Here is a 20,613-nt window from a genome sequence, read left to right as displayed (position 1 = left end):
GGGAGCCCGCATGAAACCGATCAAGCACCTCTACCTGCATTTCACCGACGGCCAGCGCCTGTCGCTGCGCTTCCCGCGCCAGCAGGACGACCCGGCCGAGGTCGCCCGCAGCATCCGCCAGCAACTGGACACGCCCTATCTCAGCGTCGAGGTCGACGGCGACCTGCTGCTGATCCCGCGGGACAGCATCAAGTACCTGCAGATCAGCCCGGCGCCGGCGCGCCTGGACGACGACGGCACGCTGCGCGGCGCCGAGCTGATCGTCTGAGGGCCGTCCGCCTCAGTTACCCTCCCGGCGCAGCGCCTGCGGGGTGAAGTCGCGCGGCCCGACCTGTACGCCGAAGTCGTACATCGGCTCGTTGTTGTCCAGCCCATCGACGAAGTAGCGGCCGCCCTTGAAGTCGTAGATCGCTTCCAGGGTGCTGGAGACCAGCGGCACATCGTAGTAGTTGATCGGATGGACCTCCTGGGCCCGGGTCAGCACGCCATCCTTGTCGTAGATGTCGGCGGCGAGGATCTGCCAGCTGTCTTCGTCGAGGTAGAAGCGGCGCTTGGCGTAGGGATGGCTGAAGCCCTTGCGCAGGGTCGCCTCGACCACCCAGACGCGATGCAGCTCGTAGCGCAGCAGGTCGGGATTGATGAAGCGGCTCTTGAGGATGTCGCCATAGGCGAGGCCCTTCTGGTGCACCGCGTAGCTGTTGTAAGGCACCAGCATCTCGCGCTTGCCGAGCAACGCCCACTCGTAGTGGTCCGGTGCGCCGTTGTAGACATCCACGGTGTCCGCCGTGGCCATGCCGTTGGTATCCGGCTGCAGGCTGTCGTAGGCCAGGGTCGGCAAGCGCCGCACGCGCCGCTCGCCACGGTTGAAGCGCCAGGCCTTGCGGATCGACAGCACCTGGTCGAGGGTTTCCTGCACCACCAGCGCCGAACCGGCCAGGCGCGCCGGCGCGACCACCTTGTACTTGTAGTAGAACAACGTGTTGTCGAGGTTCTCCGGGATCATCCCCTCGCGGCCATAGACGAAGTACAGGTAGCGGTCGAGCTTGAGCAGGTTGTAGCTGCCGTTGGCCAGCACCGCCGCCTGGTTGGTCTGCAGGTGCAGTTGCTCGCCGCGGTAGCGCATGATGTGGTTCCAGATCGCTTCCTGGCCGCTCTGCGGCAGGGGGAAGGGCACGCCGGCGGCAGCGCCCTGCACGCCGTTGCCGTCGGCGATCAGCTCGGCGCGGCTGGCGTTGGCGCGGGTAGCGTCGTACAGGCGCTGCGGCAGGGATGCGCTGCGGCGGGTGGGGAAGACCCGCAGGTGGTAGTCCGGGTTGGCCTGCAGCAAGGCCTGGGTGCCCGGCGTCAGCAGCGCCTGGTAGGCGGCCATGTTGCGGCTGTCGACGACCAGGCGCGGACGATCGGCGGCGAACGGGTCGAGGTGATGCATGCCGGGCCGGTAGCCGGCCGGCGCCTGGGTGATGCCGCCGGTCCAGGGCGGGATGCTGCCATCGGCGTTGCCGGCCCGCTCCGCTCCCAGCGGGGTCAGGTCCTGGTCCAGGCGTGCGGCCTGGACTTCGTCTACCTTGGCCTGCGCCGCCCAGGCGCAACCGGCCCCGAGCAACAGGATGCCCAGTTTCTTCAACACAGCAGTCTCCTTTGCAGCCGGCCGAGCCGTGCCGCTCTTATTATTGGATCCGGCCGAAGCCGGGAAACGTGCAGCTTGAAGGTGAGGTCCGCCGGGTGTGCCCGGTCTGCTTGGAGTCCCGGCGCCGGTTCGGCGCCAGGGGTACGTCGCTGGTGCGGTGGATCAGTCGACGCGCTCGAACTTGAGGTCCCAGACGCCATGTCCCAGGCGCTCACCGCGCCGCTCGAACTTGGTCACCGGACGCTCTTGCGGGCGCGGCACGAAGCGGCCGTCTTCGGCCTGGTTGCGGTAGCCCGGCGCCGCGCTCATGACGTCCAGCATGTGCTCGGCATAGGGCTCCCAGTCGGTGGCCATGTGCAGCACGCCGCCGACCTTCAGCTTGCACCGCACCAGTTCGGCGAATTCCGGCTGGACGATCCGCCGCTTGTGGTGGCGCTTCTTGTGCCAGGGATCGGGGAAGAACAGCAGCAGCCGATCGAGGCTGGCGTCGGCCACGCAGTGGCGCAGCACTTCCAACGCGTCGCAGCTATACACCCGCACGTTGCCCAGGCCCTGGGTCAGCAGGCCGTTGAGCAGCGCGCCGACGCCGGGCTTGTGCACCTCAACGCCGATGAAGTCGATGTCAGGCGCGGCGGCGGCCATTTCCAGGGTGGAATGGCCCATGCCGAAGCCGATCTCGAAAGTCCGCGGCGCCCGGCGACCGAAGATCGCGTCGAAGTCCTGAACCTCATCGCTCAGTTCCAGGCCGAACTTCGGCCAGCCCAGGTCGAGGCCACGCTGCTGGCCTTCGGTCATGCGCCCGGCGCGCATCACGAAGCTCTTCACGGTGCGCATCGGCCGTGCTTCGTCGTGTTCCGCCAGGGAGTCCTGGGCCGGGGATTGCGGGGTATCGCTCATGGAAAAGAAAACCTTGCTAGAGACAGAAGGGCGGGCTGCCTGCCGGACGCTTCCCGCATCCGGCGGACAGCCCGCCCCAGGTAGTCGGTATCAGTCGATCAGGCCGTCCAGCGGCGACGAGGCGCTGGCATACAGCTTGCGCGGCATGCGTCCGGCCAGGTAGGCGAGGCGACCGGCGACGATCGCGTGCTTCATGGCCTCGGCCATCATCACCGGGTCCTTGGCATGGGCGATGGCGGTGTTCATCAGCACCGCCTCGCAACCCAGCTCCATGGCGATCGCTGCATCGGAAGCGGTGCCCACGCCGGCGTCGACCAGCACCGGGACCTTGGCTTCCTCGAGGATGATGCGCAGGTTGTAGGGGTTGCAGATGCCCAGGCCGGAGCCGATCAGGCCGGCCAGCGGCATCACCGCGATGCAGCCGATCTCGGCCAGTTGGCGGGCGATGATCGGGTCGTCGCTGGTGTACACCATCACGTCGAAGCCGTCCTTCACCAGTTGCTCGGCGGCCTTGAGGGTCTCGACGACGTTGGGGAACAGGGTCTTCTGGTCGGCGAGGACTTCCAGCTTGACCAGGTTGTGCCCGTCCAGCAGCTCGCGGGCCAGACGGCAGGTGCGCACGGCCTCGACCGCGTCATAGCAGCCGGCGGTGTTCGGCAGGATGGTGTAGCGATCCGGCGGGATCACATCCAGCAGGTTCGGCTCGTCGGGATTCTGCCCGATGTTGGTGCGCCGCACCGCCACCGTGACGATCTCCGCTCCGGAGGCCTCGATGGCCCGGCGGGTCTCGTCGAGGTCCTTGTACTTGCCGGTCCCCACCAGCAGGCGCGAGCCATAGGTACGGCCGGCGATGACGAAGGGGGTATCGGTACTGGATGCTTGGCTCATCGGATGACTCCTGGATGGAAAGGCTTGCGGGGCCGATGGAAGGGTTCGGGGGCCAGGCCTAGCCGCCGCCGATGGCGTGGACGATCTCCACGCGGTCGCCATCCTTGAGCGCGGTGCTGGCGTGCTGGCTGCGCGGCACGATATCCAGGTTCAGCTCGACGGCCACGCGGCGGCCGCCAAGCTCCAGGCGGGCCAGCAGGTCCGCGACGCTCTGCGCGTCGGGCAGCTCGAAGGGCTCGCCGTTCAGTTGAATCTGCATGGCTGGACGGTCACGAAAGTGAAAGGGAGCGGCATTCTAGCCCGATCCACCCCGATGACCAAGGCGCCTTGTCGACAAGTGCGCCGCCTGAGGCAACCGGTCTCAGGCGTTGCCCAGGCGCCAGGCGGCCAGCCCCAGGCACAGCCAGCCGGCGAGGAAGGAGACGCCGCCGAACGGGGTGACGATGCCGAGCTTGCCGATGCCACTGAGGGTCAGCAGGTAGAGGCTGCCGGAGAACAGCAGGATGCCCAGCGTGAACAGGCCACCCGCCGCGCTCACCAGGCGGCCGTCCAGGCGGGTGGCGAGCAGCGCCACGCCGAACAGCGCCAGGGCGTGGATCAACTGGTAGTGCACGCCGGTCTGGAATACCGCCAGGTGCTCGGCGCTGAGCTGCTTCTTCAGGCCGTGGGCGGCGAACGCCCCGAGGGCCACGCCGGTGAAACCGAAAAATGCCGCCAACAACAGGAAGGGACGAAGCATGGACAAGACTCCGGTGATAGCATCCAGCCCGCTATAATGGCCGCCCCCTTCTTCCAAGCCAAGCCGCGCATGTTGCGATCCCTGTTCCGCCGCCTGTTCAAGTACCTGCTCTGGTTCATGGCCGCCAGCGTCGTGCTGGTCGCGGTCCTGCGCTGGGTGCCGCCACCGGGGACCATGGTCATGGTCGAACGCAAGGTCGGCTCCTGGGTCGACGGCCAGCCCATCGACCTGCAGCGCGACTGGCGCTCCTGGGAGCAGTTGCCGGACAGCCTGAAGGTCGCGGTGATCGCCGGCGAGGACCAGCACTTCGCCGAGCACCACGGCTTCGACCTGCCGGCCATCCAGCAGGCCCTCGCGCACAACGAGCGCGGCGGCAGTATCCGCGGCGCCAGTACGCTCAGCCAGCAGGTGGCGAAGAACGTCTTCCTCTGGTCCGGGCGCAGTTGGCTGCGCAAGGGCCTGGAGGCCTGGTTCACCCTGCTGATCGAGACGCTCTGGACCAAGCAACGGATTCTCGAGGTCTACCTGAACAGCGCCGAATGGGGCCCGGGCGTCTTCGGCGCGCAGGCTGCGGCACGCTATCACTTCGGCCTCGACGCCGAGCGCCTGAGCCGCACCCAGGCCAGCCAGCTCGCCGCGGTGCTGCCCAGCCCGCTGAAATGGAGCGCGGCCAAGCCGGGCCCCTACGTGCGCCAGCGCGCGGCCTGGATTCGCCAGCAGATGTGGCAGTTGGGCGGCGACGACTACCTGCTGCGCCTGGAGCGCTGAAAGCTCAACGCGGCGGTTTTTCCAGGGCCTGGCGCGGCACCGCGAGCATCAGTCGCAAGTCGTCGTCCGGCAGGTGCGCGGTCAGGCCCAGTTGCGGATAGACCCAGGCCTCGCCCTGGGCCAGTTGCAGGCGCAGGCGCGGCTGGCCGAGACTGGCCAGCAGCCGCTCGGCACCGACCCTGCCTTCGGGAATCATGCTCAGCGCCACGATCGGCTTGTCGCCCAACTGTCCTTCCAGCCCGGCGCTCAATGGCTGCGGCGCGCTGCCAGGCTGCAACGCGGATGCCCGCTGCAGGCTCAGTTGCTCCTCGGCGCTCAGGCCCAGCTCGCCTTCCACCTGCCAGGGGCCGCCGTCGCCCAGCAGGCGGCCGCGGAAGGCCAGGCGCACGCCATCCAGGCGCGGGTCCACCCACAGCTCGCCATCCACCGCGTCGTGCAGTTGGCGCAGCGTCAGGGCGTTGTCCGCCAACGGCGCCAGCACCTGCTCCTGCCAGTCGGCCAGCCACGGCAACGGCCGCGCCGGTTCCGGCGTACGGACCAGCCAGGCGCCGACGACGAAGGTCAGGACCGCCAGCGACAGGTAGAACAGCCAGCGGGTATTGCGCGGCATGGGATTCCTCCGGGCAGAAAAAAACCGCACCCTTGCGGGGTGCGGTTTTCGCGAGGCGCGGCGATCAGGCGAGAATCCGCCCTTTCAGCTTGCTCATGGCGTTCTTTTCCAGCTGCCGGATACGCTCGGCGGAGACGTTGTACTTTTCCGCCAGGTCGTGCAACGTGGCCTTCTCCTCGGACAACCAGCGCTGCTGGAGAATGTCGCGGCTGCGCTCGTCGAGGCCTTCCAGCGCCTCGTGCAGGTTGGCGCTGGAGCTGTCGCTCCAGTCGGCGTCTTCCAACTGGCGCGCCGGGTCGTAGCGGTGGTCTTCGAGGTAATGCGCCGGCGACTGGTAGGCGCTCTCGTCGTCCGCGTCGGCGGCCGGGTCGAACGCCATGTCCTGGCCGGTCAGGCGGCTTTCCATCTCGCGCACTTCGCGGGGCTCGACCCCCAGGCTCTCGGCGACGCGATGGACTTCCTCGTTGTTCAACCAGGCCAGGCGCTTCTTCTGGCTGCGCAGGTTGAAGAACAGCTTGCGCTGCGCCTTGGTGGTGGCGACCTTGACGATCCGCCAGTTGCGCAGGATGAACTCGTGGATCTCCGCCTTGATCCAGTGCACGGCGAAGGACACCAGGCGAACGCCCATTTCCGGGTTGAAACGCTTCACGGCCTTCATCAGGCCGACGTTGCCTTCCTGGATCAGGTCGGCCTGGGCCAGGCCGTACCCCGAATAACTCTTGGCGATATGAACAACGAAGCGCAGGTGCGCCAACACCATCTGCCGCGCCGCTTCCAGGTCTTGCTGATAGAAGAGGCGTTCGGCCAGTTCACGCTCCTGTTCCGGCGACAACAGCGGAATGCTGTTCACCGAGTGCACGTAGGCTTCCAGGTTTGCGCCTGGAACCAAGGCATGTACAGGTTGCAAAGAAGTGGTCATGCGAATCCTCCGATTCACGAAACTCGCGCAGTGTAGCACTCGGATATCTGACTGCAAGCGGGTGTATAAGTTCCTTTACAGCGACCCGCTGACCGGTCGTGATTCCCCTGTCCTCAGCGCGGCGCCAGCTCGCGCAGGTGGCGGGCCACAGCCAGCCAGGCGCCGACCCAGCCAAGCAGCACCGCGCCGACGGTGAGCGACAGGCCGTCGTCCAGCGGCACGCCCTGCAGGCCGAAGTCGCTGCCGTACAGCCCTGAAAGGTTGACCACCGAACCGTTCAGCCAGTTCAGCGAATAGGCGAGCAGCGCCCAGGACAGGATGCCCGCGCCCAGGCCGTACAACGCGCCCATGTACAGGAATGGCCGGCGCACGTAACCGTCCGTCCCGCCGACCAGCTTGATCACCTCGATTTCGTTACGGCGATTTTCGATGTGCAGGCGGATGGTGTTGCCCACCACCAGCAAGAGGGTCAGCACCAGCAGGATGGTCAGGCCGAAGACGAAGCGTTCGCCGAGCTTGAGGATCGCGCTCAGGCGCTCGACCCATACCAGGTCGAGCTGCGCCTGCTGCACATGAGGCAGCTCCGCGAGCTGCTGGCGCAGTGCCTCCAGGCCGGCCCGATCGATCTGCTTGGGCGTGACCGAGATCACCGGCGGCAGTGGGTTCTCCGGCAGCTCCTTGAGCGCTTCGCCCAGGCCGGACTGTTCCTGCAATTCGCTGAGCGCCTGCTCGCGGCTGATCAATTGGGCCTCGATCACATCCGGCAGGCGCTCGATCTGCTCGCGCAGGTCCTGGCCCTGGTTTTCGCTGGTCTTCAGGTCGAGGAACAGGGAGATCTGCGCGGCGCGCTGCCAGGAGCCGCCGAGCCGTTCGACATTGTTCAGCAGCAGCGAAAGGCCCATCGGCAGGCTCAGGGTGATACCCATCACCAGGCAGGTGAAGAAGCTGCCGAACGGGTGGCCGAACAACCGGCGCAGGCTGTCCACCAGGCTGGCGCGATGGCTTTCCAGGTAGGCGCTGAACGAGCCGCTCCAGTCGGTCTGTTCCTGGCTCGGTTTCTCGCGGGTCTTGCGTTCCGGTGCGCCCTCTTCGGGGCCACGGGGAAGATCGTTGGCGCTCATCAGGCCTCGTCCTCACGGTCAGCGATGATCCGGCCACGCTGCAGGGTCAGCATGCGATGGCGCATACGGGCGATCAGGGCCAGGTCGTGGCTGGCGATCAGTACGGTGGTGCCCAGGCGATTGATATCCTCGAACACGCCCATGATTTCCGACGCGAGTCGCGGGTCGAGGTTGCCGGTGGGTTCGTCCGCCAGCAGCAGGGCCGGCTGGTGGACGATGGCGCGGGCAATGCCGACCCGCTGCTGCTGGCCGGTGGAAAGGTCGGAAGGCAACGCCTCGCCCTTTTCCTTCAGGTTCACCCGCTCCAGGGCCGAGGCCACGCGCTTGGCGATCTCCGGCTTGGGCATGCCGAGGATCTGCAGCGGCAGGGCGATGTTGTCCGCCACCGTACGATCGGTGAGCAGTTGGTGGTTCTGGAACACCACGCCGATCTGCCGGCGCAGGAAAGGGATCTGCGCGGTAGTGATGCGCCCCAGGTCCTGGCCGCCGAGCAACAGCTTGCCGCTGGTCGGTCGCTCCATCGCCAGGATGAGGCGCAGCAGGGTGCTCTTGCCGGCGCCGGAGTGGCCGGTGACGAAGAGGATCTCGCCACGGTGCACGCGGAAGGACACCTCGTGCAGGCCTACGTGGCCGTTGGGATAGCGTTTGCCGACCTGCTCGAAGCGGATCATGCGTTCTCCCGCTCTGCGAAGAGTGCCTGGACGAAGGCGTCGGCCTCGAAGGTACGGAGATCGTCGATCCCCTCGCCGACACCGATATAGCGGATCGGCAGGCCGAACTGCTTGGCCAGGGCGAAGATCACCCCGCCCTTGGCGGTGCCGTCCAGTTTGGTCAGGGCCAGGCCGGTCAGCTCCACCGCGAGGTTGAACTGCTTGGCCTGGTTGATGGCGTTCTGCCCGGTGCCGGCGTCGAGCACCAGCAGGACCTCATGGGGCGCCGTCTCGTCCAGCTTGCCGATCACCCGGCGCACCTTCTTCAGCTCCTCCATCAGGTTGTCCTTGGTATGCAGGCGTCCGGCGGTATCGGCGATCAGCACGTCGATGCCGCGGGCCTTGGCGGCCTGCACCGCGTCGAAGATCACCGAGGCGGAGTCGGCGCCGGTGTGCTGGGCGATCACCGGGATGCGGTTGCGCTCGCCCCAGACCTGCAACTGCTCCACGGCGGCAGCGCGGAAGGTGTCGCCGGCGGCCAGCATGACCTTCTTGCCCTCGAGTTGCAGCTTCTTCGCCAGCTTGCCGATGGTGGTGGTCTTGCCCACGCCGTTCACCCCGACCACCAGGATCACATAGGGCTCGCGCGCGACGTCGACCTGCAACGGCTGCTCCACCGGGCGCAGCAGGCTGGCCAGCTCTTCCTGCAGCGCCTTGTACAGCGCGCCGCTGTCGGCCAGTTCCTTGCGCGCCACGCGCTTGGTCAGATTCTGCACGATCAGGGTGGTGGCCTCGACGCCGACGTCGGCGGTCAGCAGGCGCGTCTCGATGTCGTCGAGCAGGTCGTCGTCGATTTCCTTGCGACCGAGGAACAGGCTGGCCATGCCTTCGCCGATGCTGGCGCTGGTCTTGGACAGCCCCTGCCGGAGGCGGGCGAAGAAGCCCGGCCTGGTCGCCGGCTCGCTGACTGCCGGAGCGGCGGCCAGCGGCGCAACGGGCTCGGGCTCGGGCTCGGGCTCGGGCTCGGGCTCGGGCTCGGGCTCGGGCTCGGGCTCGGGCTCGGGCTCGGCAGCCAGGATAGGCTCGGGTTGCGCGACGGGCGCCTCGGGCCGGGGCGAATGCTCCTCGGCCGACGCTGGCTCGTCACCGGCGAGCGGCGCTTCGGCGACCGGCGCCGGCGGCTCGACCGGCTCGGCAGCGGAGGGCTGCTGCCGACCTGGCTGTTCTGTCAGGGATTGCGCCACGTCATCGGCAGGCGCGCGCTGCTCGGCGGCCGCTGTCTCGGAGACCGGCTCGACAGGCTGATCGGCAGGCTGCTCGCCGGCTTGCGGCTTTTTCCGCCACCAGCCGAACAGACCTTTCTTTTCCCCGCCCTGCGGGGCCTTCTTGTCGTCGTTGGAACCAAACATGAATGCTTGTATCTCAAGGGAGCGGCACGGGACGTGGCCGCCCGGAAAACGGATGGGTATCCTAGCATCTCCTCGCCCGACGGGGCTAAGGGTCCTGCCCCGCAGTGACCTGAGACCCCGGTGGCGGCACGAAAGGTCCAGATCACCATGAAAACCCCAGCTCGCCGCCGCGTCGGCCTGCTCCTAGCCAGCCTTTGTCTCCCGCTTTTCGCCCAGGCGGCGGAAACCCAGCCCACCCACGAGTTCAGCCTCGACAACGGCCTGAAGGTCATAGTGCGTGAAGACCACCGCGCCCCGGTGGTGGTTTCCCAGCTCTGGTACAGGATCGGCTCCAGCTACGAGACACCCGGGCTCACCGGCCTGTCCCACGCCCTCGAACACATGATGTTCAAGGGCAGCCGCAAGCTCGGCCCGGGCGAAGCCTCGCGGGTGCTGCGCGACCTGGGTGCGGAAGAGAACGCCTTCACCACCGACGACTACACCGCCTATTACCAGGTCCTGGCCCGCGACCGCCTGCCGGTGGCGCTGGAGATGGAAGCCGACCGCATGGCCCACCTGAGCCTGCCGGCCGACCAGTTCAAGAGCGAGATCGAGGTGATCAAGGAGGAGCGCCGCCTGCGCACCGACGACAATCCCAACGCCCTCGCCTTCGAGCGCTTCAAGGCCGCCGCCTACCCGGCCAGCGGCTACCACACCCCGACCATCGGCTGGATGGCCGACCTGCAGCGCATGACCATCGACGACCTGCGCCACTGGTACGAATCCTGGTACGCGCCGAACAACGCCACCCTGGTAGTGGTCGGCGACGTCACCGCCGACGAGGTCAAGACCCTCGCCAAGCGCTACTTCGGCGAGATCCCCTGGCGCCAGCTGCCGCCGGCGCGCAAGCCGCTGGAACTGGCCGAGCCCGGCGAGCGCCGGCTCAAGCTGTACGTACGCACCCAGCTGCCGAACCTGATCATGGGCTTCAACGTGCCCAGCCTGGGCAGCAGCGAGAACCCTCGCGAAGTCAACGCCCTGCGCCTGATCGGCGCGCTGCTCGATGGCGGCTACAGCGCCCGCCTGGCCTCGCGCCTGGAGCGCGGCGAGGAGCTGGTCGCCGGCGCCTCCACCTACTACGACGCGTTCAACCGCGGCGACAGCCTGTTCGTCCTCTCGGCCACGCCGAACGTGCAGAAGGGCAAGACCCTCGAGCAGGTCGAGGCCGGTCTGTGGAAGCAGCTCGACGACCTCAAGCAGAACCCGCCCAGCGCCGCGGAGATCGAGCGCGTGCGCGCGCAGATGATCGCCGGGATGGTCTACGAGAAGGACTCCATCGCCGCCCAGGCCAGCAGCATCGGCCAGCTGGAAAGCGTCGGCCTGTCCTGGAAGCTGATCGACCAGGACCTGGAGGCCCTCAAGGCAGTGACTCCGGACGATATCCAGAAAGCCGCCCGCACCTATTTCACCCCGTCGCGCCTGACCCTGGCGCAAGTGCTGCCTGTGAAGGCCGAGGAAAAGGAGGCCCGTCATGAGTGAGCGCACAGGGCTGCGTTATGGCCTGCTCGGCCTGATCGTCATTGCGTTGCTGGCCGCGCTGGCCTATTTCGTCGCGCGTCCCCCCCAGACCCCGGCGGCGGCCCATGCCGCGGCGGTCGAGGAAAACCAGTTGCAGTCGCTGAAGGACGTCGCCAAGCAGGCGCCGGTCCATCGCAAGCTGGACATCCAGGAATGGAAGACCGCCGAAGGTGCCAAGGTGCTGTTCGTCGAAGCCCATGAACTGCCGATGTTCGACCTGCGCCTGACCTTCGCCGCCGGCAGCAGCCAGGACGCCGGCACCCCCGGCCTGTCGATGCTGACCAACGCCATGCTCAACGAAGGCGTGCCGGGCAAGGACACCACTGCCATCGCCGCCGGCTTCGAGGACCTCGGCGCCTCGTTCAGCAACGGCTCCTACCGCGACATGGCGGTGGCCGGCCTGCGCAGCCTGTCCGATGCCGACAAGCGGACCCAGGCGCTGAAGCTATTCGAACAGGTGATCGGCCAGCCGACCTTCCCCGAGGACGCCCTGGCACGCATCAAGAACCAGGTCCTGGCCGGTTTCGAGTACCAGAAGCAGAACCCCGGCAAGCTGGCTGGCCTGGAGCTGTTCAAGCGCCTCTATGGCGAGCATCCCTACGCGCACTCCAGCGACGGCGACGAAAAGTCCGTACCACCGATCAGCCGCGAACAATTGCAGGCGTTCCACAAGAAGGCCTACGCCGCCGGCAACGTGGTCATCGCGCTGGTCGGCGACCTCTCGCGGCAGGAGGCCGAAGCGATCGCCGCGGAAGTCTCCAAGGCGCTGCCCCAGGGCCCGGCGCTGGCCAAGACCGCCCAGCCGGAAACGCCCAAGCCCGGCCTGACGCACATCGACTTCCCCTCCGAGCAGACCCACCTGATGCTCGCCCAGCTTGGCATCGACCGCCAGGATCCCGACTACGCGGCGCTCTACCTGGGCAACCAGATCCTCGGCGGCGGCGGCTTCGGCACCCGCCTGATGGACCAGGTGCGAGAAAAGCGCGGCCTGACCTACGGCATCTATTCCGGCTTCACCGCCATGCAGGCACGCGGTCCGTTCATGATCAACTTCCAGACCCGCGCCGAACTCAGCGAAGGTGCGCTGAAGCTGGTCCAGGACATCGTCCGCGACTACCTGGCCAACGGCCCGACCCAGAAGGAGCTGGACGACGCCAAGCGCGAACTGGCCGGCAGCTTCCCGCTGTCCACCGCGAGCAACGCCGACATCGTCGGCCAGCTCGGCGCCATCGGTTTCTACGGCCTGCCGCTGGACTACCTGGAAAGCTTCCTCAAGCAGGTCGAGGGACTCAGCGTCGAACAGGTCAGGAGCGCCATGGCCAAGCACCTGGACGCCGACGCCTTCGTCATCGTCAGCGCCGGCCCGAGCGTGCCGCAGAAACCCCTGCCGCCGCCCACCGCCAAGCCGGCCCAGCAACCCAGCGGCGTTCCGGAGCATTGATGAGCAAACCTACTGCGAAAGCCCCCGGCCGCCACGGCGGCCAGGGACAACTGCGGATCATCGGCGGCGAATGGCGCAGCCGGCGTTTCGTCTTTCCCGACGGGCCCGGCCTGCGACCGACCCCGGACCGGGTCCGCGAGACCCTGTTCAACTGGCTGGCACCCTATGTCGAAGGCGCACGGGTGCTCGATCCCTTCGCCGGCAGCGGCGCGCTGTTCCTCGAGGCGTTGTCGCGCGGCGCCCGCGAGGGGCTGGCCCTGGATACCAACGGCGAAGCGGTGGCGGCCCTGCGCAACCACCTCGACGCGCTCAAGTGCGGCACCGCCCAACTGGTCCTCGGCGATGCCGTGCGCTACCTGGGAAACCAGGCTCCGAGCGCCTTCGACCTGGTGTTCCTCGACCCGCCGTTCCATCAGAACCTGCTGCAGGACGCCTGCCGCCTGCTCGAAACCCGCGGCTGGCTGAACCCCGACGCCTGGATCTATACCGAGAGCGAGAGCGTCCCCTCGTCCCTCGGCCTGCCCGGAAACTGGCGGCTGCACCGGGAAAAGAAAGCCGGCAACGTACATTACGCGCTCTGGCAGCGGGGAGCCTGAGGATGAGCCCGGCTTCCGCGAGCATTCGCCAACGCCTGCTGGCGCTTGGCGAGCCTTGCGCGGCGCAACCCGCCGCCGACTGGCAAGGCGATATCGCCCTGCCCGCCGAGCTGGAGCGTTTCTACCGCGAGGTCGGCCCGCTCGATTGCACCCTGGAGAGTGCCGGCAACCCATTTTTCCTGCCGTCCCTGGCCCGCCTCTGGCAGCGCCAGGCCGGCTATCGCTGGCACGGCATCAGCGGCGAGCGCCTGTCGGGCTGGCAGGACGACTGGCTGGTGGTGGCCGACCAGGGCGCCGACCCGTTCATCCTCGAGACCGGCAGCGGGCGCATACTCTTCGACCTGCATGGCGGCAGGGGCTGGGACCCGGCCCCGTGCTTCGACGACCTGTGGCAGATGGCGGCCAGCCTGGCCTGCTTCGGCGAGGTCTGGAGCGGCGCCGGCGAGGACATCCTGATGGACGACTGCAGCGTCGCGCCCCGCTATCGGCAGCAGCTCGTCGACGAACTGCAACCGATCCTCGGTTCGCGCCAGCGGGCGGAGGACCTCGCCGACGAGTTCGGCTGGTAAGCTGGTGACCACACCACCACCGCCCATGACCTGCGCATGACCGCGTCCCCGACCTTCCAGCCCGCCTGGTGGCTGCCCAATCCGCACCTGCAGACCCTGTGGAGCCCGTTCTTCCGCCGCAGGCCGGCCCTGGAACGGCAGCGCGAACGCCTGTGGCTGGCCGATGGCGACTTCATCGACCTCGACTGGGCCGGCCCGCACGATGCCGAAACCCCGCTGGTGCTGGCACTGCACGGCCTCACCGGGTCATCCTCGTCACACTACATCCTCGGTCTGCAGCGCGCCCTGCTGGAGCGCGGCTGGGCCAGCGTGGCGCTGAACTGGCGCGGTTGCTCGGGGGAGCCGAACCGCCTGCCGCGCGGCTACCATTCCGGGGTCAGCGACGACCTCGCCGAGGTGGTCGCGCACCTGCGCGCCAGGCGCCCGCAGGCGCCGCTGTACGCGGTCGGCTACTCGCTGGGCGGCAACGTGCTGCTCAAGTACCTGGGCGAAACCGCTGGGGACTGCCCGCTGCTGGGCGGCGTCGCGGTGTCGGTGCCGTTCCGCCTGGACGAGTGCGCCGACCGCATCGGCCTGGGCTTTTCCCGGGTCTACCAGGCGCACTTCATGAAGGCCATGCTGGCCTACGTGCAGGACAAGCAGCGGCTGTTCGGCGAGCAGGGCCAGGCGGAAGGCCTGGCCGCCCTGCAACGCCTCGGTCCGCTGGAGGGCATGCGCACCTTCTGGGACTTCGACGGCCGGGTCACCGCGCCGCTGCACGGCTTCGCCGACGCCAGGGATTACTATCGGCGCGCGTCCAGCCGCTACTACCTGCCGGACATCCGCACGCCGAGCCTGATCATCCATTCCAGCGACGACCCCTTCGTGTTCGCCCGCAGCCTGCCCGATCGCAGCGAGCTGGCGCCCTGCACCGAGCTGGAGCTGCACGCCCGCGGCGGTCACGTCGGCTTCGTCGACGGCTCTCCGCGCCAGCCCACCTACTACCTGGAACGACGCATCCCCGACTGGCTGGAGGCCCGCCTGCGGCAGCACTGAGCTGGCCGGCGCCCGACGACGAGCGGCAGAATAGGTGCAGGCTGAAGGAAAAAGGGGGGCGAATGGAACTGACGCTGCGACACAACCCGGTACTCGACGACGCCGACTGCGAGGCGATCCTGGCGATCCACGCGGCGGTCGGCTGGGACCGGCGCATGCCGCCAGCCGAGCTACGCACGCTGTACCAGCATTCCGGCTATTCCCTGCTGGCCGAACGCGACGGCCACCTGGTCGGCCTGCTGCGCGCCGAGGAAGAAACACCGATCCGCGTCTGGCTGGCGGAAATCGCCGTGCTGCCCGGCGCACAGCGCAGCGGCGTCGGCGCAGCCCTGCTGCGGCGCTTCGCCGAGGATCATCGCGGCGCCTACCTGTTCACCGACGCCACCCTCGGCACCGAAGCCTTCTTCCGCCGCCACGGCATCCACATCCAGCAGGTGCTGGAGAAAACCCTGCGCGATCAGAGCGGCACGTAGAGCCGCTCGGAAATCCCGTCCACCGCATCCTGGGCCTGCGCCTCGATGTGCCCGCTCTCCAGCGCCAGCACCTGGTAGATGCCGCGACGCAGTTGCGCCTCGTTGAGGTCGCCGTCGAGATCGAGGGTGGTGCAGAGGAAGCGCACCCAGGAGGTGAGGATGATCCAGGCGTTGAGGGTCAGGGCCTCCAGCTGGGTCTCGTTCATCCGCAGGATGCCGGCCTCGGTGAAGCCCCGGTAGATCGCCTTGGCGTTGACCAGGCAACGCTGGGCGAAGGCGCGGTAGCGCGCCGCCAACTCCGGGTCGCTTTCCAGCAGGTGCTCGAGGTCGCGGTGGAGGAAGCGGTAGCGCCACATCGCGGCCAGTAGCGCTTCCAGGTAGAAGGTCTTGTCGTCCACCGTCAGACCCCGCCCTTCGGGCAGGCGCAGGAAGCTCTCGACGTGGCTTTCGTACTCGGCGAACAGCTCGGCGATGATCGCCTGCTTGTTCGGGTAGTGGTAGTAGAGGTTCCCAGGCGATATACCCAGGTGGGTGGCGATATGGTTGGTGGTGACGCTGCGTTCGCCCTGGGCGTTGAACAGTTCCAGGCTGGCCTGGGCGATGCGGTCGCGGGTCTTGATGCGTGGTGCCATAGGGACGACGGGCTCGTTCGGGTAACAGTGCGGGGGGCGCCCCGCCGTGACAGCGTAGAAGGTACACAAAGCTGGCCGCCCGGGTCAGCCCCCGGGGTGGCGGCCGGCGACCGGCCCGCCTTTCGTTGGGTACGCAAGCGGCGGGCTGGCAGGCATGCTGTTTGACACTTTAGAGTATTTACTCTAGAAATCCAGCGACGCAGCGAAATTCATCGGACCGAGCCAGGTCCGCCATAACGACAGACGTGCGGCCACGCAGCCGCCCACGCTTCGCCGAGGAGCCAGCCCATGGTCGCCGATATCGCCTACCTGCAGCAGAGCCAGCAGGAAATCAACCAGCTCGAAGCCCTCTTCGCCCGCCAGCGCGCCGCCTACCTGGCGCAGCCGATGCCCGACGCCACGCAGCGCGTGCAGTGGCTGAAGGCCCTGCGCGAGCTGCTGTTCAAGGAGCAGCAGGCACTGATCGAGGCCATAGACCAGGACTTCAGCACGCGCTCCGCCGACGAGACCCTGCTCGCCGAGATCATGCCCAGCCTGCACGGCATCCACTACGCCGCCAAGCGCGTGAAGAAATGGATGAAGCCCGCGCGCCGCGCGGTCGGCCTGCAATTCCAGCCGGCCTCGGCCCAGGTGGTGTACCAGCCGCTGGGCGTGGTCGGGGTGATCGTGCCTTGGAACTATCCGCTGTTCCTCTCCATCGGCCCGCTGACCGGGGCCCTCGCCGCCGGCAACCGGGTGATGATCAAGATGAGCGAGTCGACCCCGGCCACCGGGCGCCTGCTCAAGGACCTGCTGGCGCGGATCTTCCCCGAGGACCAGGTCGCCGTGGTGCTCGGCGAGGTGGACGTCGGCGTGGCCTTTTCCAAGCTGCCGTTCGACCACCTGCTGTTCACCGGCGCCACCAGCGTCGGCAAGCACGTGATGCGCGCCGCCGCCGAGAACCTGACCCCGGTCACCCTGGAGCTGGGCGGCAAGTCGCCGGCGATCGTCTCCGACAGCGTGCCGATGAAGGACGCCGCCGAGCGGATCGCCTTCGGCAAGAGCCTCAACGCCGGGCAGACCTGCGTCGCGCCCGACTACGTGCTGGTACCGAGCCGGCGCGTCGAGGAATTCGTCAGCCAGTACAAGGACGTGGTCCAGGGCTTCTTCCCGCGTCTTTCGGACAACCCCGACTACACCGCGATCATCAACGAGCGCCAGCTTGGCCGCCTCCGGGGCTATCTCGACGACGCCCGCGAGAAGGGCGCGACCCTCGTCCCGCTGTTCGCCGAGGGCCAGCAGCGGCGCCTGCCGCAGACGCTGCTGCTGAACGTCAGCGACGACATGAAAGTGATGCAGGAGGAAATCTTCGGCCCGCTGCTGCCGGTGATCCCCTACGAGCGCCTGGAAGACGCCCTGGCCTACGTCAACCAGCGCCCGCGACCGCTGGCCCTGTACTACTTCGGCTACGACAAGGCGCAGCAGCAGCGCGTGCTGCACGAGACCCACTCGGGCGGCGTGTGCCTGAACGACACCCTGCTGCACGTCGCCCAGGACGACATCCCGTTCGGTGGCGTCGGCCCCTCCGGCATGGGCCACTACCATGGCCACGAGGGCTTCCTCACCTTCAGCAAGGCCAAGGGCGTGTTCAGCAAGCCGCGCTTCAACGCCGCGCGAATGATCTACCCGCCCTACGGCAAGTCGATCCAGAAGCTCGTCTACAAGCTGTTCGTGCGCTGAACCGGGGCGCGTGCGGCGCCCCCTCATTCCTACGCTGCAGGTGACATAACAACAATGAGCGACACCACTCTCGAAAGCGCCGGCCTGTCCCGACGCAGCCTGATGAAAGTCGGCCTGATCGGCGGCGCCTTCCTCGCCACCGCGGGCGTCACCGCCAGCCTCACCGGCTGTTCGGCGGAGAAACCGGCGAGCGGCCTGGAAAAGGTCCGCGAATCCGACCTGCCGTTCCTCCGTGCGCTGCTGCCGGTGATGCTGCTCGGCGCGGTTTCCGCCGAGCAGATGCCGAAAGCCGTGGAGGGCGCGATCCAGAGCCTCGACCACAACCTGGCGCGGCTCTCCCCGGAGATGTTCAAGCTCACCCAGCAACTCTTCGACGTGCTCGCCCTGCCGCTCACCCGTGGCCCGCTGACCGGTATCTGGGGCAGTTGGGAGAACGCCAGCGGCGACGACGTGCGGGCATTCCTTTCGCGCTGGGAAAACAGCTTCATCGGCCTGTTGCGGATGGGCCACAGTTCGCTGATGCAACTGGCGATGATGGCCTGGTACGCCCGCCCCGAGGCGTGGGCCCATTGTGGCTATCCCGGACCGCCGAAGATCGCTTGAGCCGCCCCCGGAACAATACGAAGAGCCCGAAGCCGCCTAGCCTGAGAGTGCATTCATGCCTGTACCCGATCTGTTCGCCGAGGGCCTCGCCCGCGGCTGGAAAACCTACAACGGCTCGCGCCTGGACGCCGACCTGGAGCTGGAGGCCGACGTGGTCGTGGTCGGCACCGGCGCCGGCGGCGGCACCACCGCGGAAATCCTCAGCGCCGCCGGCCTGAAGGTGCTGCTGGTGGAAGAAGGCCCGCTGAAGACCAGCAGCGATTTCAAGATGCAGGAGGCCGACGCCTACCCCGAGCTGTACCAGGAAGGCATCGGCCGGATGAGCAAGGACGGCGCCATCACCATCCTCCAGGGCCGCGCCGTGGGCGGCACCACCCTGATCAACTGGACCAGCAGCTTCCGCACCCCGGAACCGACCCTGCAGCACTGGGCCCAGGTCTACGGGGTCAAGGGCCACAGCGCGGAGGACATGGCGCCCTGGTTCGAGAAAATGGAGCAGCGCCTGCACGTGGCGCCCTGGGCGCTGCCGCCGAACGCCAACAACGACGTGATCCGCCTGGGCTGCGAGAAGCTCGGCTATCACTGGAAGGTCATCCCGCGCAACGTCCTCGGTTGCTGGAACCTCGGCTACTGCGGCATGGGCTGCCCGGTCAACGCCAAGCAGTCGATGCTGGTCACCACCATCCCGGCGACCCTCGACAAGGGCGGCGAGCTGCTCTACCTGGCGCGCGCCAACCGCCTGCTGCTGGACGGCGACAAGGTGACGGGCCTCGAATGCCTGGGCATGGATGAGCGCTGCGTGGCGCCCAACGGCCGCCGGATCAGGGTCCGGGCCAGGCACTACGTGCTCTCCGGCGGCGGCATCAACACCCCGGCGATTCTTCTCCGCTCGAAGGCGCCTGATCCGAGCCAGCGGGTCGGCAAGCGCACCTTCCTGCACACGGTGAATTTCAGCGCGGGGCTGTTCGACCGGGTGATCAACCCCTTCTACGGCGCACCGCAGTCGATCTACTCCGACCATTTCCAATGGGACGACGGTGTCACCGGACGCATGTCCTACAAACTGGAGGTGCCGCCGCTGCAACCGTCGCTGGCCTCGGTGCTGCTCGGCGGCTTCGGCAGCGACAACGCCCTGCGCATGGAACAGCTACCGCATACCAACATGATGCTCGCCCTGCTCCGCGACGGCTTCCACCCGGACAGCGCGGAGGGCTCGGTCGGCCTGCGCGGCGACGACACCCCGGTGCTCGACTACCGGATGACCGACTACACCTGGGACGGTATCCGCCGTGCCTTCCATACCATGGCGGAGATCCAGTTCGCCGCCGGCGCCCGGGAAGTGCGGCCGGTGCACAGCGACGCGCGTAGCGCGAAGAACCTGCAGGAGGCGCGCGGGATCATCGACGGCCTGCGCCTGGAGATCTACCGCACGCGCCTGGGCAGCGCCCACGTCATGGGCGGCTGCGCCATGGGCGAAGACCCGGCCGTGGCGGTGGCCGACAGCCTCGGCCGCCATCACCACCTGCAGAACCTGTCGATCCACGACGGCTCGCTGTTCCCCACCAGCATCGGCGCCAACCCGCAGCTCTCGGTCTACGGTCTTACCGCGCAACTGGCCAGCGCGCTGGCCGAACGCCTGGCCAGGGCCTGAACCGCCGCCGCCCGGCCGGCCGCGCGCCGCGGCAGCCGGCCCGGCGCCATCAGACCTATGGGCTAAAGGCCGATGGCCCGTGCGTCTTGGCCGCACGGGCATCCCTGCGCTACCATCCGATTCCCTTACGAAACCCTGCCAGGACGTAGCGATGAACCGAGTGCTGTACCCAGGCACCTTCGATCCCATCACCAAGGGTCACGGCGATCTGATCGAACGTGCTTCACGGCTTTTCGACCATGTGATCATCGCGGTCGCCGCCAGCCCCAAGAAGAACCCCCTGTTCAGCCTGGAACAGCGGGTGGCGCTGGCCCAGGAGGTCACCAAGCACCTGCCGAACGTCGAGGTGGTGGGCTTCTCCACCCTGCTGGCGCACTTCGTCAAGGAGCAGAAGGCGAATGTCTTCCTCCGCGGCCTGCGCGCGGTTTCCGACTTCGAGTACGAGTTCCAGCTGGCCAACATGAACCGCCAGCTCGCCCCCGACGTGGAAAGCATGTTCCTCACCCCGTCGGAGAAGTATTCCTTCATTTCTTCGACGCTGGTCCGGGAAATCGCCGCTCTCGGCGGGGATATCAGCAAGTTCGTGCATCCGGCCGTGGCAGACGCCCTGGCGGAACGTTTCAAGCGCTGATCCGCGTCTCTTCGCCGGCCTCCCGTCGGCGCCCCGCGTGCACTGCGGGCGCCGATGCGGCACAATTCCGCTATTCCC

23 protein-coding genes are annotated in these 20,613 nt (G+C 67.7%); 12 read left to right on the top strand and 11 right to left on the bottom strand.

Annotation, left to right across the window (positions count from 1 at the left end):
- Positions 1-10: 10 nt before the first annotated feature.
- The gene (locus AC4OR5_RS11680) at positions 11-268 is read left to right on the top strand and encodes a hypothetical protein (protein ID WP_003084524.1); all 258 of its coding nucleotides are present in this window, start codon (positions 11-13) and stop codon (positions 266-268) included.
- A 12-nt stretch (positions 269-280) separates the two neighbouring features.
- On the opposite strand, the gene AC4OR5_RS11675 is transcribed toward AC4OR5_RS11680, so the two are convergent.
- The 5 genes from AC4OR5_RS11675 to AC4OR5_RS11655 all read right to left on the bottom strand — a co-directional run bounded on the left by AC4OR5_RS11675 (position 281) and on the right by AC4OR5_RS11655 (position 4,151).
- On the bottom strand, positions 281-1,627 hold the full coding sequence (locus tag AC4OR5_RS11675; RefSeq protein ID WP_003084522.1) for a DUF1329 domain-containing protein: 1,347 nt from the start codon (positions 1,625-1,627) through the stop codon (positions 281-283).
- 162 nt (positions 1,628-1,789) lie between these two features.
- Positions 1,790-2,461 carry a tRNA (guanosine(46)-N7)-methyltransferase TrmB gene (gene trmB / locus AC4OR5_RS11670; protein WP_213923477.1) on the bottom strand — a complete coding sequence of 224 codons (672 nt, stop codon included), beginning with the start codon at positions 2,459-2,461 and terminating at the stop codon, positions 1,790-1,792.
- A gap of 153 nt (positions 2,462-2,614) precedes the next feature.
- Positions 2,615-3,412 (bottom strand): thiazole synthase, encoded by a 798-nt coding sequence (locus tag AC4OR5_RS11665; protein WP_003084517.1) that lies wholly within the window; start codon positions 3,410-3,412, stop codon positions 2,615-2,617.
- 58 nt (positions 3,413-3,470) lie between these two features.
- Positions 3,471-3,671 (bottom strand): sulfur carrier protein ThiS, encoded by a 201-nt coding sequence (thiS, locus tag AC4OR5_RS11660; RefSeq protein ID WP_003084514.1) that lies wholly within the window; start codon positions 3,669-3,671, stop codon positions 3,471-3,473.
- A 102-nt stretch (positions 3,672-3,773) separates the two neighbouring features.
- On the bottom strand, positions 3,774-4,151 hold the full coding sequence (locus AC4OR5_RS11655; protein ID WP_034082334.1) for a DUF423 domain-containing protein: 378 nt from the start codon (positions 4,149-4,151) through the stop codon (positions 3,774-3,776).
- Between the two features lie 36 nt (positions 4,152-4,187).
- On the opposite strand from AC4OR5_RS11655, the gene mtgA reads away from it, so the two are divergent.
- The gene (gene mtgA, locus AC4OR5_RS11650; protein ID WP_019486534.1) at positions 4,188-4,919 is read left to right on the top strand and encodes a monofunctional biosynthetic peptidoglycan transglycosylase; all 732 of its coding nucleotides are present in this window, start codon (positions 4,188-4,190) and stop codon (positions 4,917-4,919) included.
- A 4-nt stretch (positions 4,920-4,923) separates the two neighbouring features.
- Here the strand turns inward: mtgA and AC4OR5_RS11645 are convergent, their stop codons facing one another.
- From AC4OR5_RS11645 to ftsY, 5 genes are all read right to left on the bottom strand, one after another.
- The gene (locus tag AC4OR5_RS11645; protein WP_003084511.1) at positions 4,924-5,529 is read right to left on the bottom strand and encodes a hypothetical protein; all 606 of its coding nucleotides are present in this window, start codon (positions 5,527-5,529) and stop codon (positions 4,924-4,926) included.
- Between the two features lie 64 nt (positions 5,530-5,593).
- Positions 5,594-6,448: an RNA polymerase sigma factor RpoH gene (rpoH, locus tag AC4OR5_RS11640; RefSeq protein WP_003084510.1), complete on the bottom strand. Its 855-nt coding sequence runs from the start codon at positions 6,446-6,448 to the stop codon at positions 5,594-5,596.
- A gap of 113 nt (positions 6,449-6,561) precedes the next feature.
- The gene (gene ftsX / locus AC4OR5_RS11635) at positions 6,562-7,569 is read right to left on the bottom strand and encodes a permease-like cell division protein FtsX (RefSeq protein WP_003084508.1); all 1,008 of its coding nucleotides are present in this window, start codon (positions 7,567-7,569) and stop codon (positions 6,562-6,564) included.
- Positions 7,569-8,240, bottom strand: a complete 672-nt coding sequence (gene ftsE, locus AC4OR5_RS11630; RefSeq protein WP_003084505.1) for a cell division ATP-binding protein FtsE — start codon at positions 8,238-8,240, stop codon at positions 7,569-7,571. The genes ftsX and ftsE overlap by 1 nt, the downstream gene beginning before the upstream one ends.
- Positions 8,237-9,628: a signal recognition particle-docking protein FtsY gene (gene ftsY, locus AC4OR5_RS11625; RefSeq protein ID WP_150759803.1), complete on the bottom strand. Its 1,392-nt coding sequence runs from the start codon at positions 9,626-9,628 to the stop codon at positions 8,237-8,239. Before ftsY ends, ftsE begins: the two co-directional genes overlap by 4 nt.
- A 120-nt stretch (positions 9,629-9,748) precedes the next feature.
- Here ftsY and AC4OR5_RS11620 point away from each other — a divergent pair, with 120 nt between their 5' ends.
- The 6 genes from AC4OR5_RS11620 to AC4OR5_RS11595 all read left to right on the top strand — a co-directional run bounded on the left by AC4OR5_RS11620 (position 9,749) and on the right by AC4OR5_RS11595 (position 15,299).
- Positions 9,749-11,146, top strand: coding sequence for a M16 family metallopeptidase (locus tag AC4OR5_RS11620; RefSeq protein WP_003084498.1), 1,398 nt, complete (start codon positions 9,749-9,751; stop codon positions 11,144-11,146).
- Positions 11,139-12,626 (top strand): M16 family metallopeptidase, encoded by a 1,488-nt coding sequence (locus AC4OR5_RS11615; protein WP_058160873.1) that lies wholly within the window; start codon positions 11,139-11,141, stop codon positions 12,624-12,626. Before AC4OR5_RS11620 ends, AC4OR5_RS11615 begins: the two co-directional genes overlap by 8 nt.
- Positions 12,626-13,222 (top strand): 16S rRNA (guanine(966)-N(2))-methyltransferase RsmD, encoded by a 597-nt coding sequence (gene rsmD / locus AC4OR5_RS11610; RefSeq protein WP_003102864.1) that lies wholly within the window; start codon positions 12,626-12,628, stop codon positions 13,220-13,222. The genes AC4OR5_RS11615 and rsmD overlap by 1 nt, the downstream gene beginning before the upstream one ends.
- A 2-nt stretch (positions 13,223-13,224) precedes the next feature.
- Positions 13,225-13,791 (top strand): hypothetical protein, encoded by a 567-nt coding sequence (locus AC4OR5_RS11605; RefSeq protein WP_034026416.1) that lies wholly within the window; start codon positions 13,225-13,227, stop codon positions 13,789-13,791.
- A gap of 36 nt (positions 13,792-13,827) precedes the next feature.
- Complete coding sequence (locus AC4OR5_RS11600; RefSeq protein WP_058160871.1) at positions 13,828-14,826, top strand: hydrolase; 999 nt, start codon at positions 13,828-13,830, stop codon at positions 14,824-14,826.
- Between the two features lie 62 nt (positions 14,827-14,888).
- Positions 14,889-15,299, top strand: coding sequence for a GNAT family N-acetyltransferase (locus AC4OR5_RS11595; RefSeq protein WP_043094735.1), 411 nt, complete (start codon positions 14,889-14,891; stop codon positions 15,297-15,299).
- Here AC4OR5_RS11595 and AC4OR5_RS11590 read toward each other — a convergent pair.
- Positions 15,284-15,931 carry a TetR/AcrR family transcriptional regulator gene (locus AC4OR5_RS11590; protein ID WP_058160869.1) on the bottom strand — a complete coding sequence of 216 codons (648 nt, stop codon included), beginning with the start codon at positions 15,929-15,931 and terminating at the stop codon, positions 15,284-15,286. The two genes, AC4OR5_RS11595 and AC4OR5_RS11590, sit on opposite strands and share 16 nt — an antisense overlap.
- A gap of 288 nt (positions 15,932-16,219) precedes the next feature.
- Here AC4OR5_RS11590 and AC4OR5_RS11585 point away from each other — a divergent pair, with 288 nt between their 5' ends.
- The 4 genes from AC4OR5_RS11585 to coaD all read left to right on the top strand — a co-directional run bounded on the left by AC4OR5_RS11585 (position 16,220) and on the right by coaD (position 20,535).
- The gene (locus AC4OR5_RS11585) at positions 16,220-17,650 is read left to right on the top strand and encodes a coniferyl aldehyde dehydrogenase (RefSeq protein ID WP_058160867.1); all 1,431 of its coding nucleotides are present in this window, start codon (positions 16,220-16,222) and stop codon (positions 17,648-17,650) included.
- A 54-nt stretch (positions 17,651-17,704) separates the two neighbouring features.
- Complete coding sequence (locus AC4OR5_RS11580; RefSeq protein WP_003084486.1) at positions 17,705-18,253, top strand: hypothetical protein; 549 nt, start codon at positions 17,705-17,707, stop codon at positions 18,251-18,253.
- 55 nt (positions 18,254-18,308) lie between these two features.
- Positions 18,309-19,904 (top strand): GMC family oxidoreductase, encoded by a 1,596-nt coding sequence (locus AC4OR5_RS11575; protein WP_023107620.1) that lies wholly within the window; start codon positions 18,309-18,311, stop codon positions 19,902-19,904.
- 151 nt (positions 19,905-20,055) lie between these two features.
- Positions 20,056-20,535: a pantetheine-phosphate adenylyltransferase gene (gene coaD, locus AC4OR5_RS11570; RefSeq protein ID WP_003084466.1), complete on the top strand. Its 480-nt coding sequence runs from the start codon at positions 20,056-20,058 to the stop codon at positions 20,533-20,535.
- Positions 20,536-20,613 lie beyond the last annotated feature (78 nt).

The organism is Pseudomonas sp. YA1 (genome assembly GCF_058680555.1).
This window is presented reverse-complemented; position numbering and strand designations above follow the sequence as displayed.

What these genes read in the sequence shown, in the direction of transcription:
- AC4OR5_RS11680 (WP_003084524.1), top strand. Translation starts at nt 11, where the DNA reads ATGAAACCGATCAAGCACCTCTACCTGCATTTCACCGACGGCCAGCGC.
- trmB (WP_213923477.1), bottom strand. Translation starts at nt 2,461, where the DNA reads ATGCGCACCGTGAAGAGCTTCGTGATGCGCGCCGGGCGCATGACCGAA.
- AC4OR5_RS11665 (WP_003084517.1), bottom strand. Translation starts at nt 3,412, where the DNA reads ATGAGCCAAGCATCCAGTACCGATACCCCCTTCGTCATCGCCGGCCGT.
- thiS (WP_003084514.1), bottom strand. Translation starts at nt 3,671, where the DNA reads ATGCAGATTCAACTGAACGGCGAGCCCTTCGAGCTGCCCGACGCGCAG.
- AC4OR5_RS11655 (WP_034082334.1), bottom strand. Translation starts at nt 4,151, where the DNA reads ATGCTTCGTCCCTTCCTGTTGTTGGCGGCATTTTTCGGTTTCACCGGC.
- mtgA (WP_019486534.1), top strand. Translation starts at nt 4,188, where the DNA reads ATGGCCGCCCCCTTCTTCCAAGCCAAGCCGCGCATGTTGCGATCCCTG.
- AC4OR5_RS11645 (WP_003084511.1), bottom strand. Translation starts at nt 5,529, where the DNA reads ATGCCGCGCAATACCCGCTGGCTGTTCTACCTGTCGCTGGCGGTCCTG.
- rpoH (WP_003084510.1), bottom strand. Translation starts at nt 6,448, where the DNA reads ATGACCACTTCTTTGCAACCTGTACATGCCTTGGTTCCAGGCGCAAAC.
- ftsX (WP_003084508.1), bottom strand. Translation starts at nt 7,569, where the DNA reads ATGAGCGCCAACGATCTTCCCCGTGGCCCCGAAGAGGGCGCACCGGAA.
- ftsE (WP_003084505.1), bottom strand. Translation starts at nt 8,240, where the DNA reads ATGATCCGCTTCGAGCAGGTCGGCAAACGCTATCCCAACGGCCACGTA.
- ftsY (WP_150759803.1), bottom strand. Translation starts at nt 9,628, where the DNA reads ATGTTTGGTTCCAACGACGACAAGAAGGCCCCGCAGGGCGGGGAAAAG.
- AC4OR5_RS11615 (WP_058160873.1), top strand. Translation starts at nt 11,139, where the DNA reads ATGAGTGAGCGCACAGGGCTGCGTTATGGCCTGCTCGGCCTGATCGTC.
- rsmD (WP_003102864.1), top strand. Translation starts at nt 12,626, where the DNA reads ATGAGCAAACCTACTGCGAAAGCCCCCGGCCGCCACGGCGGCCAGGGA.
- AC4OR5_RS11605 (WP_034026416.1), top strand. Translation starts at nt 13,225, where the DNA reads ATGAGCCCGGCTTCCGCGAGCATTCGCCAACGCCTGCTGGCGCTTGGC.
- AC4OR5_RS11600 (WP_058160871.1), top strand. Translation starts at nt 13,828, where the DNA reads ATGACCGCGTCCCCGACCTTCCAGCCCGCCTGGTGGCTGCCCAATCCG.
- AC4OR5_RS11595 (WP_043094735.1), top strand. Translation starts at nt 14,889, where the DNA reads ATGGAACTGACGCTGCGACACAACCCGGTACTCGACGACGCCGACTGC.
- AC4OR5_RS11590 (WP_058160869.1), bottom strand. Translation starts at nt 15,931, where the DNA reads ATGGCACCACGCATCAAGACCCGCGACCGCATCGCCCAGGCCAGCCTG.
- AC4OR5_RS11585 (WP_058160867.1), top strand. Translation starts at nt 16,220, where the DNA reads ATGGTCGCCGATATCGCCTACCTGCAGCAGAGCCAGCAGGAAATCAAC.
- AC4OR5_RS11580 (WP_003084486.1), top strand. Translation starts at nt 17,705, where the DNA reads ATGAGCGACACCACTCTCGAAAGCGCCGGCCTGTCCCGACGCAGCCTG.
- AC4OR5_RS11575 (WP_023107620.1), top strand. Translation starts at nt 18,309, where the DNA reads ATGCCTGTACCCGATCTGTTCGCCGAGGGCCTCGCCCGCGGCTGGAAA.
- coaD (WP_003084466.1), top strand. Translation starts at nt 20,056, where the DNA reads ATGAACCGAGTGCTGTACCCAGGCACCTTCGATCCCATCACCAAGGGT.